Consider the following 15,723-nt stretch of genomic DNA (forward strand, 5'->3'; position numbering starts at 1 on the left):
TATATATAATTGGAATTTTACTTGGGTTGTAATGAAAGACATTGGTTACAAAAGATTAGCTAAACTGGTCTACACTCGTTAGTGCCTCATTTATTGTTTTTGGCTTGTACTATCGCGAACAATTAGTTCCGTTGGGAGTATGACCTTCATCGGTAGTTTTCTTCCCATCATCCGATCATACAGCAGCTTAACTGCCGTTCTTCCCATTTCTTCCCCATGCACTTTGACTGTTGTTAAGCGAGGGTTAACATATGCAGCTGCTTCGATATCATCAAAACTAAGGACAGATACGTCTTTAGGAACTTGAATACCTGATTCTTGCAAAGCACGGAGAACTCCAAGTGCCGTTGGATCGCTCGCTGCAAAGATTGCACTCGGGAGCTGACCGCTTTCAATTAATTGTGAAGTAAGCTCATAACCGCTTTTCGGGCCCCAGTCTTCTTCTAAAATTAAGGAAGGGTTCAATATTCCCTCAGCCTTTGTAATATGTTCAAAAGTCTCTCTACGAACATCGACTTTCTCTACAGCTTTCCCACTAACGACCCCATATACATGTCCTTTCCCTCCAATAAAGGCAATCTCCCTGTGACCAAGCTCCATTAAATAACGAACAGCTTGTTCAGTAGCACCTTCAAAATCGGAAATTACGACATCGACTGTAGGGTCTTTCGGCAAATAGTCTACAACGACAATGTGATCGGTTTTGTAATACAATTCTTTTATTTCCTCTGTATCAATATCTCCAATAATTATCAAACCATCTAAATCACTTAAGTCTTGTGAGGTAATATCAACTTTTCCCACCATCATTGTCAAAACAATATTAAGACGGTATTCATGACAACTGCTTTCAACACCTACTCGGATGGACTGAAAATAAGGATCAACGGATTCATCATTCAAGAAAATTAACCCGATATTTCTTACTTTTGTTTTTTCTTTCGCTTTTACATTCTTTTTTCTTAGCGGCTTATAATTTAACTTATTTACCGTTTCCAATACCTTTTTTCTCGTCTCATCTGCAACTGATAAGGTCGGATCATTGTTTAAAATCCTTGAGACCGTTGCCGTTGAAACATTTGCTTGCTTAGCTATATCTTTTATTGTAGCCATATCCTCACTCCGTCCTAAGTTTAGTTAAATTAACTAAACTTAACATTCATTAATATACCATGTAATCCGCTTCCATACAATACTTAATAGAAAAAACAATGCTTTTTACACATTTTTAGTAAACATAACTAGAATTTCCCAATGATTACTTTATTGGAAAAGGTAAAATGATCAAATCATTTTACCTTTTATCCTTCTTCTTATTAAAGAATCTACTAGTTATTCTTATACAATATAATCTATTTCTTGACCACTCTTATCTACATAACGAATTGTTGTTTTATTAGTTTTTAGATCTATAAATAGTGAACAATGCTTATCCGCTTTGCGCCATGTAAGATGAATTTCATCATAAGCAGAATCTAGTACCGTAAATGTACCATTAAAAGCATCATACTCATTTCTAAAGCGAATCAATTTTAGCAGCCTTTGAACTACTTCATGTCCAAGAGATTGTTCAATTTCCTCAAGATTATAATTATGGCGATTTATATCGCGTCCATCACCGGTTTTTTCCGCATTTTCATAGTCATTTTCCCCTGCAAGAAGTCCTACATAATATACTTGTGGGACACCTGGTGTAAAAAATTGGATGGCCCTTGCTGCTAAATAAGCATCATTATCACAATTAAGCACAGAATAATATGTTCCTCTAATTTGGTGTACATCAAAGCCGTCTGGATCTTTATGCTCGTCCGAAAGTATCAAACTAAGATTCGAACCTCTTTCTAAACAAACATCGACTACTTTTCTCGCTTCCTCCGTGTTCATTAGACCGTCTAAATCCGGTTTTAGCGGAATACCATCATGACAATCTAACATCGTAAATTGTTTATGAGGGCGATTCTTTAAATAATGAAGAAGTTCTTTGCTATTTTTATTTATAAGTGTGTCAAGCACTCGATAAGGTAAAATAAAGTCGTAAATCAAGTGGCCATGCTCTGCCAGCTTATACTGAATACTATAGTGTGAATGGACCTCTGGAAGTAGTTCTATATTCAATGAATGGGCAAGCTCCGTAATCCAATCCAAGAATTTATAAATATCTGGCTCGACAAAAAAGCAGCTTGTTCCCAACTTCTTAATAATATAGCCAACTGCATCCAGACGGACAATTTTAATATTTTGTTCCTTAAAGTTTTCAAAGTAAGTTGTGAGTAATTGTTTCACTTTTTCTGAGTTGACATCTAGGTCAATTTGCTCAGATGGATTGGTTTTACCAAATGTCGTCCAAACCTTTTCCTCTTCACCCGTTTCCTCAATCATAAAGGACGAATAAGGTACAGGTCTGCGCAAGAACATTTTATCAATATCTTCCTGTACTGGTATGCCATCTTCCCATAACTTATCTAGTGTGATGAAATAATCTGCGTACTCTGATTGTCTCCCTTTTTTTAGAAAGTCCTGGAAGTATTCTGACTGTCTGGAAATATGATTCACCATTAAATCGACCAAAATATCATATTTCTCACCAATTGCTCTCACATCATCCCAGGTCCCAAAGGCTGGATCAATTTCTAAATATGTCAGTGGAGCAAAGCCCCGATCCCCCGAAGATGGATAAGGCGGCAAAATATGAATACCTCCTTTAAAAATATCGGAAAAGTGCTCATTTAGTACATGATGTAGTGACTTTAAATCTCCCCCTAATGAATCTGGATATGTAATAAGTTGCACTTGATTTTTTACAGCCATTTTCATCCTCCTATAGTTCAAAAAGTTCTTTTATTTTTTCCAAACTTGGCAACTCTACGACTGCCCCTGTGTATTTTAACTTAAAGGCACTGACAGCTGATCCTAATTGAACCGCTTCTTTAATGGTATACCCTTTTACAACTGCCGAGTAAAATCCCGACCAAAAAGCGTCTCCGGCTCCTGTTGTGTCAACAACCTCTTTTGCTAATGTTTGACTCCTCATCGTTTCTTTACCATTTGACACTAGCACTCCGTCTTTTCCAAGCGTCATGATCACTAGTTTTGCTCCCAACTTCAGGAATTTCTCTATTTGGTTTTCCGGAGTATCTTTTCCAAACAATCTTTCAGCATCATCTTCAGATGGCTTTATAATATCAACATCGCGAATAATAGATTTTATATAGGCAACCCCATCTTCATCCTTCTGCCAAAGCATTGAGTGATAATTAGGATCAAAACAGATAAGAATACCATTATTTTTAGCTGTTTGGATAATCTTTTCGATTGTGTTACGCGCGGGTTTCATGGAAATCGGCCAGCTAGAAAAGTGAACAATCTTAGAATGGAGTAAAACTTGTTCAAGTTGGGAAGTATAAGCTAATTGATAGTCAGCACCTCTATAAAAGATTGGGATTGGTGTTGCCTTGCTCTTCGTTACAACAACCATACTAGTTGATTGGTCCATTACTTGAATATTGCTAGAATCAATATCTTCCTTACGCAAATGGTTCAATAAGAACTTCCCGAAGCCGTCATCCCCCACAGCAGATGCTAGCAAAGATTGAATACCTAATTTCTTCGTATTCATAGCTATGTTTGCAGGAGAACCGCCAAAATACTTATGAAAAAGATTGCTATTGATGTCCTCATCATACTCTTCAGAAATCATATCAATCAGGAGTTCCCCAACTGTCAAAATATCATTCTTCTTCATTTGAAATTTAATGCCTTCGTCGAGCCTAAACATCTTTTCCCTCCATTTTACAGATGGTTTATTTTTTTATCTCATTGGGAATTCTCTGTACAATGATTCGTTTGGCTGTATTCCAAACTTTAAGTTATATGAACTTTTTAAAAAACTAGTAAACATAACTAGTAAAATTGATTAGTTTTACTAAAAACAGTTTAACAAGAAACGCATTTTCAAGCAAGGTTGATAAAAAATATTTCTATACTAACGATTGGTAGAGGATATCTAGTCTTTGATGTTGGGGGCGAATATTCCGTGTCTTACTATTCCCGCAGGCGTAGTGGCGTTTATGGCGGTTTTCTTGGAGTTTATTCATTATTCATAAATAAAAAGAAGGGGATTCTCCCTTCTTTTTATTTATTGGAAACTTATTAGACAGCTCTTTATATTTAATACTTGCTTACTCCGCTTTTAGTTAAAGCTAGAAATGAATTGCCACCCCTGTTTCAAGAAAATTAACCTAGATAAATCATTCATATAAAATTTCTATTTAGTCCTGAACTTGCTGTTGGTTTGCATTTAATGTTTTGGATCTTCGGGACCAGATTACTGCTGGAATGAGTAATAAGGATAAAACTCCTCCGACAAGTGATAATATTGAATAACTTGAAGTGGCAACAATCATTCCAGATAAACCTGCTGCTAATGCTCCTGACAAGGCAATGCCAACATCTACAGATCCTTGCGTCTTAGCACGAGTAGATAGTGGCGTTGCATCTACAAGGATTGCTGTGCCACTAATTAATCCAAAGTTCCAGCCAAGTCCTAGTAAAACAAGTGCTGTAATGATGAACATTAGGGAATCAGCTGGTCCAACCGCAGCCAAAATCCCAGCTGCAAGCAGTGTAATAGCAGAAGCAATCGCCATTGTTGCACGTCCAATTTTATCTACAAGGAAACCAGTAACCAGAGAAGGCAAATACATTGCTCCTATATGAAAGCCAATCACAAGTCCTACTGCCCTTAAATCATGCCCATGATGTCCCATATGAATGGGGGTCATAGTCATAATGGCTGTCATGACAAATTGAGTTAGTACCATTACTGCAGCCCCTGTAAAAACTCCACGCTTGTTAATTGCTGGCAAATTAGAAGCTTCCTCTGATCGTAAATGACGAGTTGTTCTTTGAATATCGGAAATTGCTTTAGCAACAATGAAGGGATCAGGACGAAGTAAAATAAATAGAACAGAACCAGCAAGTATATACGCTGCTGCTGCTAAAATAAATGGACCAGCCAAAGGAGGAATTCCTAAAGATTGCGCAAATCCCCCCATAACATCCACCAGGTTTGGGCCTGCAACAGCACCAAATGTGGTGGAGACCATGGCCATACTCACAGCCTTTGCCCTCTGTGTCGAGCTTGCCAAATCCGTTCCTGCGTACCGTGCTTGTAAGTTTGTAGCTGATCCAGCCCCATAGATAAACAGGGAAATAAATAAGAGGAAAATGCTATTGGTTAATGCGGAAATGACTATTCCGATCGCACCAATACCTCCAGAAAAAAATCCCGCCGCAAGTCCAGACCGACGTCCGAATCGCTGAGAAAGTCGTCCTACAAGGAGCGCCGCACCTGCTGATCCTAAGGTAAATAACGCGGCCGGAATTCCCGTTACACTATCTGTTCCTAACATGTCTTGGGCAAGAAGTGCTCCCACTGTTATTCCTGCTGCAAGTCCTGCTCCCCCAAAAATTTGAGATAGTACAATTACCATTAATGTTCTTTTATAAAGTTGTTGCTGTTTTTCTGGAGAGTGGATATAGGCTTGTAATGAAGGCGATTGAATGTCTAACTTTCTAACCCTTTCGCGTAACACAGTCTAACCTACCTTTCTAGAAAGCTTATAATTTTCCAACTAGATTTCAATAATCCTAACATGAAGAAAAACGCCATACAATAGATAAATTGTATGGCGTACAATATTATAAATGTATGGGATTAAGTTGAGGTATGACATTTAGCAGACGTTTTAGGGTCATTAATCCCTCTTCAAACTCTTCAAGCGTATCCGGTGCAGATACTGATACTCTTACAGCCCGTTCTGGGCAACTATTCCCAACAACAAAACGTTCAGCCGCATATACTTGTACCCCTTTCTGTGCAGCCAACCTTTCAAATTCAGCACCTGTCATCTTGTCCGGTAATAGCAACCACCGAAAAATGCCTGTTTCATCTCCTAGACAAGAATAATCTGCCAAATGCCGATTTAATAGTTGGTTTCTTTCAATATTTTGTTGGCGATGCTTCTCAATTAAGATCTCAAACTGATTTGATACAATTATCCGTGCTGCTAATTCCGCTAATAATGGAGAAACTGATACATTTAGATTATAAAGGGCCTTTGAAATCGGATCTTTGAATCGGCTTGGAACGGCCACGTAGGCTAATCGTAACCCTGGTGCGATCGATTTCGATAAACTCGCAATATAGATAACTTGTTCCGGTGCAAACGATGCCATTGCTGGAAGAGGTCTTTTGTTAAGAAGATGGTATGATGCATCTTCAATAATAAACTGATTATGTCTCTTAGCAATGGCTGCGATCTTCTTTCGCTTCTCGACAGATAAATAGGTTGCTGTAGGATTATGGTAATCGGGAATTAAATAAATCCCTTTAATATTGTCATTTGTACACGCATCTTCAAAAGCGGTTGGACACATTTCATAGTTTTCCGATTTTATCGGTACTATTTGCACATTTAGCATTGCGGCAACAGTTTTTAGACCTGGATATGTGTGTTGATCAACACCAATCCGATCCCCTGGATTACAAAGACTCGCAAGTGTCGCGGCGATCGCATTTTGGCCCCCATTTGCCATTACAATATGATCAACGGTTGTGTCTAATCCGCCTTTTCGAATAAGCTTTACAGCTGCATCCTTTTGCCAAAGGCTTTCTCCTGCTCGGCCATAACCAAACCATTTTTCATAATCTGCCTCTTGCAACATACTTTTTAGTTGTTCTCGTATTGGATCATATGAAGCATTATCAGGCAAAGTAGCTCCCATTTCAATTAAATGCCTTGGTTTCGTATCTTCTAGTAAATACGCATTCGATAACGCATCATACGAAACAAATGTACCGTTTCCAACAGATGCACTCAGCAAGCCCTTTCCCCCACATAATTTAAAAGCCTTTGTGATCGTGCTCAAATTTAAATCTAAATAATCAGCCAGTTCTCGCTGTGGAGGCAGCTTTGTTCCAGGCAATAACACTCCATTTAAAATATCTTCTTCCAATTGACTAGCAAGTGCTTGATAAATAGGCTTTTTCATTTTATCAATAGTCGGCTTCCAACTCAACGGATAGTTTTCAAAAGAATTGATTGGCATGGTATGCATCCTTTTTCGTTCATTATAACCTTTGGTCCCTGTATCGTTCTACCTTATTGATTTTAGTAAGGTGTTTACAAAATAATGTAAAGAGGATAATTACTCTTTACATTACCCTACTTTACCCTAAAAAAGGGAATTTCCTGCCAATTGTTGAAATAGATAAGTCTTTATATCGGCCCTTTATAGGCGGTTGATAATTTAAGAATACTAAAACTAGTATAGATAAAAACGACCGTTGGATACGATTACATCAGATGGTCGTTTATTGTGTAAAAAAACAATTTATATCTGCATTCATCAGATACAATCTTCTCAACTCCTTCGACCTCACTGCTAGAGGAAGCCGAAGGTGCTTGGGGATTGAATCGATGACAATTTTAGCTAGATGAACAATATTATAAATTTTGAGGCGGATTAATTTTTATTACCGACTCTCTTACAACTAACTCTCCTGGTAAGGTAATAAACTTATCTACCGGTTCATTTTGGATTGCCTTATATAAAACATTAAAAGCAGTTATTCCCTTGTTCTTAGGATTCAACCTAATTGTCGTTAATGCTGGTTCTAAAAACTTTGCATATGATACATCATCAAATCCTATGACCGAAAGTTTATCCTCATTAAATAAGCCTTTTTTCTTTAAATAGTGAATGAATTTAACAGCTAGGAAATCTGAAGAGATGACCAACGCGGTAAGCTTATCTAAATTTTTAGCTATTTTCCCAAATTCCTGATCAGTGAAAATTAATTCTTTATTATACTGAAGATCATATTTTTTTAATGCACGTAGATAACCCGTAAAGCGTTCATTAATGACCCCCGCCTCACCAACATCAAAATTAAACGAAAGGAAACCAATATTTCTATGCCCTTGTTCCAAGACATAACGTGTTGCATCATACCCTACTTTTTCATCTGCACTCGATATAAAAAAGCGCTGCGGTAATTTTGCAACCTTGTCTTTCATTGAATTAGAAAAATGCGTGTCAACAAATACAACTGGTGTCTCTTCTGGAATTTCCCTTTGAATTTCGTCAAACTTCTTAGCGAGCACTCCTACAAAAATAAAACCTTCAAATTTCCAATTCTTTTGAACAGCAATTACATCCTCGATTGTTTGAATATTATAAACCAAAATAAAATAACCTAAATCTTTTGTTCTTTCTTCTATCCCAGCGAGCACCTCTGAAACAAATGGATCTGAAAAGTTAATTTTCTCTCCCACTGAATGGTATAACAACCCAATTAAATTAGATGAGGAATTAGATAATGACCTTGCATTCATATTAGGAACATAATTGTACTTTCTAATAATCCCTTCAATTAATTCTATTTTTTCCTTAGAGACTCGATCCGTCCTTTGTTTAATAACATTTGTGACAGTGGTCATACTTACTCCAGCTTCATCAGCAATTGTTTTTAAATTTACCTTCATCTACTACTTCACCCAATTTCATTATTTGGAAACTCATATATATATTATTTTCCAGAACCACTTTGAACTCCTGCTATAAATTGTTTCTGAAAAATAAGATATACAATTATAACAGGAATAATAGAAAGGGAGGTTGCTGCGAATAATCCGCCATAATCTGTTCCATATTGACCATTGAATATTCTTAATCCAACTGAAAGTAGCTGCTTACTCTGATCATTGATCATTAAGAAAGGCCATAAGAAATCTTCCCAGCTCCATAAAAATTGAAAGATAGCTAAACTTGAGATAGTATTTCTAGACATTGGTAATATGATTCTATGAAATATAAACCAATCTGATGCACCATCTACCCGAGCAGCTTCAAGCATTTCATCCGAAATTTGTGAGATTGATTGGCGAAATAGAAAAATTCCAAAGCCACTTACCATTGAAGGAACAATTAGTGATGTATAAGTATCTAGCCAACCAAAGTCCATCATCATATCGTATTTGGGGATGATTGTAACAGCCCACGGTATCATCATTGTTGATAATACAATTGTAAATAGAAATGTATTTCCTCTAAATTTAAATTTTGCAAAGACGAAACCAAGCAGTGCACTCGTATAAATAATAATTAAAGTCGTGGCAATCGCGATAAATAAACTATTGCCAAACATTCTCATAAAATTAAACTTTTCTTGAATGCCCACATAATTATCTAAAGTAAACTGACCTGGCCAAAAAGATCCACCGATTTTTACAATCTCGCTATTTGGCGCAAATGAAGAAATTAACATCCAAATGAAAGGAATGATTGTAATAACCGCCATTATTAAAAGGATTAAATTGAAGATTATTGTACTAACTCTTTTCACGAGGTCGTCTTCCTTTCACTAGTCAATTTAAACATTATTGCCGTCAAAATAGCTATTATTACAAATAGTATAATTGACATCGCAGAAGCTGTTCCAAAATTATATTTTACAAATGCTTCATCAAAGATTAGGTATGAAATTACATAAGTTGAAGTTCCGGGGCCACCTTCAGTCATAATAAGAATTTGTACATATGCTTGAAGATATGAGATTAAAGATGTAATCACAACAAATAAAGTTATCGGTTTTAATAAAGGCAAAGTAATATTGAAGAACTTCCTAAATTTGCCTGCACCATCTACATCTGCTGCTTCAAAAACATCCTTAGGCAATCCCATTAAACCTGCTAAAAAAATAACTGTGGCATATCCAAAGTCTTTCCATATTGTCATTATAGTAATGGCTGGCAAAGCATATTTGCTATCATTAAGCCAGTTAATATCTAAATTAAAAACATTATTAATTAAGCCAAATTGAGGATTGAACATCCATAACCAGACAAATGAAACGGCGACCAAAGGGGTAATCGTTGGCATATAAAACATACCATTAAAAAACGACTTGAATTTAGTTAATTTCGAATACAATAGCATGGCAAGTCCTAACCCAAAGATAACCCGAAAAAGTACAGAGAAAAAAGCAAAGAATAATGTATTGCTAATAGAATCCCAGAACAATTTATTTTGAATGACACTTTTAAAGTTATCTAATCCGACAAAGTCATATTGATCAATAAGTGGGTTCCAATTATGTAAGCTTCCTGCAAAAGCTTTGAAAATGGGATAAATCATAAAAATGGCAAAATAAACGACTAAAAACAATACGGCAGTGTTTCTTAGGCTTAACCACTTTTTGATTTTATCTTGTATAGAAGCACTCATGTTTATCTCCCTTTTCAATAATTATGGCAGCAGACATTCAATTCACTTCTGACTGCTGCCAAAACTAATTTATTTAATTTCGCTATAAAATTGATATTTATCCTCTAAAGATGTAAAGTCCATATCTTTCATATCAAATTCCATTTTTTCTTGGCCTTCTTTAATAGCTGCATCAATATCTTGTCCATTATAAAGAATGTTCTCTATTACTTGATTAGCCGTTGTTTCGATTGTCGAAGGGAATGATCCCGGCCAAATCAATCGTTCGATTCGTGGTGCTAACACTTTCAACACTGGATCGCTTATAATTTCTTCATCATCGGCTAAAGATTTCTTTGTTGGAAAAGATGCATTTAAAAAAGCAACTTCTTTTGAGTAATCATCATTTGCTAGGAGAAACTTTAGAAAGTCCTGGGCTACAGCCTGTTGCTCTTCTGATTGATTAATATTTATGCCAGGAGTACTTTCACCATTGTATCGATCAAATGCAAACGGTACTTCTTCAGATGGAGTAGGAGTAGGAAAAACACCGTATTCAATGTCTGGATATTTTGAAGCCAATTCTCCTGCCATCCAACCCCATTTGTACACCATAGCAGATTGACCATTGCCAAAGCTCATAGTTGAATCATCCCCAAAATCTTTTGATCCAACTTTATCGCTTTCATATAAATCCACTAAAAACTTTGCGTTTTCCTTTGTTGCTTCATGATCAAAATTAACAGTCTTACCGTCTTCTTTAAACAACAATTCACCTTTTTGGTAATTCATACCTTGGAACAGTGCATCAAATCCGCCGCTTCCATTATAGTTAAATCCTGCCTGTACCATTTTCCCGTTTTCAATCTTAGTCAATTTTTTCGCAACTTCTCTAAATTGATCCCAAGTCTTCGGAATATCTGAGTCTGTCAATCCAGCTTCATCCCAAAGTTGTTTGTTATAATAAATATTTCCCGTATTAATCACTGAATCTATGTAGTAGACTTTATCATCAATGACATGAGGTTCCACTGAATTAAAATCAGCTTGCAAATCACTTACAGGAATATCGTAAGGGGCTAAATATGATATTAATAAATCATGTTGAGAATTATGGATTCCAAACATTGCCGGCCCCTTATCACCTTTCAAAGCAAGTGGTAATTTTGTCCAAATATCATCCCATGGTTGTTCGACAATCTTTATTTTTATGTTCGGGTAGATATCTTCATATTCTTTAGCCATTTTTATTACTGCGTCATTTCCTATCCAAGTCCAATATTCAATTTCTATCGGGTCACCATTATTTACTAGCTTATTAGGATTATATTTTACTGTATGACCAAATTCCTCTAGACCTTTATCCTCCTGTTCATCTTTAACCGTTCCAGAAGTGTTATTATTTGATGAACACGCTGTCATTCCGACTAACAATAAAACCATAAATATTGCTCCAACTAACTTTTTCATTTATAAATACCCCCTATTTAGGTTTAGCGTTAAACCCTCATTTTTCTCTTATAGTTTAGCGTTAAACCTTTCTAAAGTAAAGTGCTTTCATTTACTTTTTGAAAAACTTTTTGAATAAAGACAATATGGACAACGAGAAATATCCCCCGTTCTATATACCTATGTAGGTGTCTACACTAGGTTCTAACCTAGTGTATAACTTTTCTATCCCTGATTTGACTACCACTTCTCTAACTACAACTTTTCAAACTTATAACAGAGCATGAAAGACAATGTTCTCCTGAAAAATAAAAACCCTCTTCCAAGAAGAAGGTTTTTATTTTTTCTATCTACAATATTGTCTTTCTAGTAACTTATCTTCATTTCTTCATTCTATTTCACGCTCTGTAAACTCCTGAACTTTCGATAGTTCGTTGGGGTCATACCTGTATGTTTTTTAAAGACTCCAACAAAATACTTGTACTCAAGAAACCCTACTTGTTCCGAAATTTCACTGACTTTAAATGGAGTTTCCACAAGTAATACCTTTGCTTCATTAACCCTTAATTGGTTGACATATTCATTGAAATTAACCCCTGTTTTCCGTTTAAATAGAGAACTAAAGTAGTTAGGAGTTATATTAATAATATCTGCCACTTCATGAACTTTAATATTTGTTCCATAAAATTCATGAATATATTCCTTGGCATGATCGATTAACAAATCTTGTTTATCAATACTTTCTAGTTCAGACTGTTCTTTACGAATAATGGAAAGATCCTGATAGAAAAGCTCAGCTAACAGTTCATAGGAGTTATATAAATGAACATTGATAGTTTCTTTGAAATGGAAATCCCATTGATGAACTTTTTTCCCACCTAGAGATTCATAGTGTTGGGAGATTTGATTGAACAGATTTCTACACACTTCAATAACTTCCTCTAAGAAAAATTTATTGCTTGAAAAGTACTGAAATAATTCATTTACCAGCAAATATACATTCTCATCCTCCTTGTGGACAATTGAATGTATTACTTTCTTTTCTAGTTCATGTGGATAGGCTGGTTCTGTTGCCCGACACAGCTGATCTGAAACGACTATACAAAAGTCATCTGTAAACGGCAAAAATTTAACAGCAGCTACGAGCAGTGGATACACAGTCTTAAGATTTTCAACAGGTATCCATTTATCGAATGGAATAAAGCGGAGGGCAAGATCATCATCCCATTTTAGACTTTGCAACATCTGTGCTGACATCTGCTGTCTTTCTTCATCATAAACACATGTTAATAAGATATTTTTCTCTGTAAAAAACGAATAGGAGGAGAGACCAAATTCATTTAACCTGTTCTCAATTGTTTTCTCCCAGCCGACTAAAAATTCTTCAAACTTTCCATCCGATAAATTGTTTATCTTTCGCATATAATTTTGGTGTAGACTAATAAACGGGTAAACCTTTGTGGGATTAGATGAGTCCAAGGCAGTAATAATCCCACCCTGTATATCTGAAATCTGTTCCATAATGCTGTTTCGCAGCCTTGTTTCATGCATTTTTTTCCGTTGATGTTTTTCCAGTTCTATTTCATTTGCCAGAAGTTTCACTTTCTCAACAAGTTCTGCAATTTTTACTGGCTTAAGCAAATAATCCTTCACACCTAACTTTATTGCTTGTTGGGCATACTCAAATTCATCATAACCACTTAAAATGATGGTACGAATATGGGGAAAATGATTATACAAAAAATTGGCTAGCTGCAATCCATCCACCTTTGTCATTTTCACATCAGTAATAACAATTTCAATGTTTCCATGCTCTTTAATCTTCTCAATAGCTTCCTCTCCATCTTGAGCAATATCTATTACTTCCACATTGATCGTTTCCCATGGGATAGTTAACCGTAATCCGCGCAAAATAATAGGTTCATCATCAACTAGTAACATTTTATATGTCATGAGCTTTCACCTAAATTCTCCGTATATTTGTATCCCTTGAACCTCTCTTGACAGAAATCACGAGATTTCTATGTACAGTAACCCATTGAGTTCTAATGGATGAGGCTATCCCCACAGTTCCTGCGGTTAATCGTAATGCTTCATTGCGAAGATTAATACTTGTTTTAAGGTCGAATTGGTGATGGGAATTGGATGATGGGCATGTCCAATCACGTAGCGCTAGATCCTTAACGTCTTTGTGTTGGTGGCCACAATGGGAACATAGTCGACTATTCCATACCACTTTACTTTGGATCCAACATCGTTCTGAACTCTGACCATGATTCATCTCATGAGTGAGGTCACAAGTTTTCTTGGCTATTTAATAAAAGTGGTAATATAAGTCGGATTTTCGCACCTTGTTTTACTTCTACCACCTGGATTCCAAATGGTGCTCCAAACGCAATCGCTAATCGTTCTTTTAAATTTTGCATAGCGTAACCCGTATCATGATCGCCTTTTTCAATTCCCCAGCCATTGTCAATCACATCAATCCAAACTTGTTCCTCAACTTGGTAACAGCGAATAGTAATGATTCCTTGGTGTGGCAATTCTTTAAAGCCATGCTGAATACTATTTTCTACTAATGGTTGTATAAGTTGTTTCATAATAAACGATTTTTTTATTTGGTGATCTATGAATATGAAGTAAGCAAGTCGCTCTCCTAATCTACTTTTTTGTAAATCTAGATAGGAGTTGATATAGGCTATTTCTTCTTCAATAGAAACCCATGTTTTTCCATTATTTAAATTCATTCGAAAGACTTTTGAAAGCTGTTCAATTTGTTCACTTGTCTCCATTGCATTTTCGAGACGTGCCGACCAACGAATCATGTCTAATGTATTATAGAGAAAGTGCGGATCAATTTGATTTTGCAGGGCATTTAGTTCTGATTCCTTTTGTTTAATCTTTAGCTTATATTCTGTATCAATATATCTTTGGATCGTTTTGACCATTTTATTAAAACGCATGCCTAGACGACCGATTTCATCATTTGCTGATACATCCACCTTTGCCGAGAAGTTACCTTTCTCAAGCTCCTCTGTCTGGATTGTTAATTCAATAACTCGTTTCACATTGGAACGATAAAATCCATAAAAGGCAACCACACCCAATAAAAGGAGGAGAATAATCATATTGCGAATCGACTTTCGGACAGTAAAGAGTTCCTTCACTAAATCTTTTTCATCCACCATCACAACCGATGTCCAATTTGTCCCACTTAGCTCTTTTTTTACCGCTTTGTAATCTTGATTATGGATAGTAAAGTCGTGCACTAATTCCTCCCCATGATTAACCCAATGAACAAACGCAGGATCATCGTAGCTTTCAGCTAAAAACTTTTGATTGGAGTGAAGAATAATTTCACCTGACTTTGACATGACAAGATAATGCCCCTGCTTCACTTCTAAACTTCTCATAATCTTTTCTTGGTCAAGTCTTATTCTTACCGTGCCAATAGGATAAGTAATTCGATTTAAGTCATTGATTACCCTTGAAAGACTAATGACATATTTCTCTCCACCCCAGCCACTAGTAACTTTGTACGTATCACTCCAGATCGGTGCCCCCTTCCCTCCTGCCGCAGCTTCATCAAGATTTTCCTCATCGCCAAAAACTGGCTCTCCAAACTCTAACTTATTCCCATTCATGCCTTGTAGCTGGATCGAGGATATATACTCATTAGACATCAACTGAAAGGTAAAATAACCTTTTATTCCATTTACACTGTTCTTATATGTGGAAGAGGTTTCCTCGGCAGTTGTAAAAAATCTTCGGAAGTCATCGCTGTATATCATGTAAGAAGACATGCTTTCGACATCGCGGATAATGGACAACAGATTTTGTTCATCCTTATTCAATCTTTCTAATATATCCTCCTCTACTTGATTTTTAAGGACTTCTGTTGTTTGACTATAGATAAATATTCCATACAATGTCGTTGGAAGAGTGATAAGAACAAGGAAGATGATAAAAAATTTCTTTTTTAAGCCCCAATTTTGCATCATTCGC

At 36.1% G+C, this 15,723-nt stretch carries 11 protein-coding genes; all 11 read right to left on the minus strand.

Annotated elements, in window-relative coordinates; translation table 11 throughout:
* Nucleotides 1–90 precede the first annotated feature (90 nt).
* The 11 genes from J2Z23_RS13615 to J2Z23_RS13670 all read right to left on the minus strand — a co-directional run bounded on the left by J2Z23_RS13615 (nt 91) and on the right by J2Z23_RS13670 (nt 15,719).
* Entirely contained in the window at nt 91–1,113 is a 1,023-nt protein-coding gene (locus J2Z23_RS13615) for a LacI family DNA-binding transcriptional regulator (RefSeq protein WP_057983686.1), read from the minus strand.
* A gap of 225 nt (nt 1,114–1,338) precedes the next feature.
* Complete coding sequence (gene gtfA, locus J2Z23_RS13620; protein WP_209974248.1) at nt 1,339–2,808, minus strand: sucrose phosphorylase; 1,470 nt, start codon at nt 2,806–2,808, stop codon at nt 1,339–1,341.
* Nucleotides 2,809–2,818: 10 nt separating this feature from the next.
* Entirely contained in the window at nt 2,819–3,775 is a 957-nt protein-coding gene (locus tag J2Z23_RS13625) for a carbohydrate kinase family protein (protein WP_209974249.1), read from the minus strand.
* A 493-nt stretch (nt 3,776–4,268) separates the two neighbouring features.
* Nucleotides 4,269–5,594 carry an MFS transporter gene (locus tag J2Z23_RS13630; protein ID WP_209974251.1) on the minus strand — a complete coding sequence of 442 codons (1,326 nt, stop codon included), beginning with the start codon at nt 5,592–5,594 and terminating at the stop codon, nt 4,269–4,271.
* A gap of 106 nt (nt 5,595–5,700) precedes the next feature.
* Nucleotides 5,701–7,110 carry an aminotransferase-like domain-containing protein gene (locus J2Z23_RS13635; protein WP_209974253.1) on the minus strand — a complete coding sequence of 470 codons (1,410 nt, stop codon included), beginning with the start codon at nt 7,108–7,110 and terminating at the stop codon, nt 5,701–5,703.
* A 398-nt stretch (nt 7,111–7,508) separates the two neighbouring features.
* Nucleotides 7,509–8,549, minus strand: a complete 1,041-nt coding sequence (locus tag J2Z23_RS13640) for a LacI family DNA-binding transcriptional regulator (protein WP_057983694.1) — start codon at nt 8,547–8,549, stop codon at nt 7,509–7,511.
* Nucleotides 8,550–8,593: 44 nt separating this feature from the next.
* Entirely contained in the window at nt 8,594–9,409 is an 816-nt protein-coding gene (locus tag J2Z23_RS13645) for a carbohydrate ABC transporter permease (protein WP_238456239.1), read from the minus strand.
* A complete protein-coding gene (locus J2Z23_RS13650; RefSeq protein ID WP_209974255.1) occupies nt 9,406–10,290 on the minus strand; it encodes a carbohydrate ABC transporter permease in 885 nt (294 codons plus the stop codon). Before J2Z23_RS13650 ends, J2Z23_RS13645 begins: the two co-directional genes overlap by 4 nt.
* Nucleotides 10,291–10,359: 69 nt before the next feature.
* Entirely contained in the window at nt 10,360–11,739 is a 1,380-nt protein-coding gene (locus J2Z23_RS13655) for an extracellular solute-binding protein (RefSeq protein WP_057983698.1), read from the minus strand.
* Nucleotides 11,740–12,111: 372 nt separating this feature from the next.
* Complete coding sequence (locus tag J2Z23_RS13660; protein WP_209974257.1) at nt 12,112–13,671, minus strand: response regulator; 1,560 nt, start codon at nt 13,669–13,671, stop codon at nt 12,112–12,114.
* Nucleotides 13,672–14,012: 341 nt separating this feature from the next.
* A complete protein-coding gene (locus J2Z23_RS13670; protein WP_238482762.1) occupies nt 14,013–15,719 on the minus strand; it encodes a cache domain-containing sensor histidine kinase in 1,707 nt (568 codons plus the stop codon).
* Nucleotides 15,720–15,723: the final 4 nt, after the last annotated feature.

The sequence above is a fragment of the Lederbergia galactosidilytica genome, from assembly GCF_017873565.1.
Classification (GTDB): domain Bacteria; phylum Bacillota; class Bacilli; order Bacillales; family Bacillaceae_C; genus Lederbergia; species Lederbergia galactosidilytica.

Excerpts from the sequence above, each read along its gene's own strand:
- J2Z23_RS13615 (WP_057983686.1), bottom strand. The coding sequence starts at position 1,113 with ATGGCTACAATAAAAGATATAGCTAAGCAAGCAAATGTTTCAACGGCA.
- gtfA (WP_209974248.1), bottom strand. The coding sequence starts at position 2,808 with ATGGCTGTAAAAAATCAAGTGCAACTTATTACATATCCAGATTCATTA.
- J2Z23_RS13625 (WP_209974249.1), bottom strand. The coding sequence starts at position 3,775 with ATGTTTAGGCTCGACGAAGGCATTAAATTTCAAATGAAGAAGAATGAT.
- J2Z23_RS13635 (WP_209974253.1), bottom strand. The coding sequence starts at position 7,110 with ATGCCAATCAATTCTTTTGAAAACTATCCGTTGAGTTGGAAGCCGACT.
- J2Z23_RS13640 (WP_057983694.1), bottom strand. The coding sequence starts at position 8,549 with ATGAAGGTAAATTTAAAAACAATTGCTGATGAAGCTGGAGTAAGTATG.
- J2Z23_RS13650 (WP_209974255.1), bottom strand. The coding sequence starts at position 10,290 with ATGAGTGCTTCTATACAAGATAAAATCAAAAAGTGGTTAAGCCTAAGA.
- J2Z23_RS13655 (WP_057983698.1), bottom strand. The coding sequence starts at position 11,739 with ATGAAAAAGTTAGTTGGAGCAATATTTATGGTTTTATTGTTAGTCGGA.
- J2Z23_RS13660 (WP_209974257.1), bottom strand. The coding sequence starts at position 13,671 with ATGACATATAAAATGTTACTAGTTGATGATGAACCTATTATTTTGCGC.
- J2Z23_RS13670 (WP_238482762.1), bottom strand. The coding sequence starts at position 15,719 with ATGATGCAAAATTGGGGCTTAAAAAAGAAATTTTTTATCATCTTCCTT.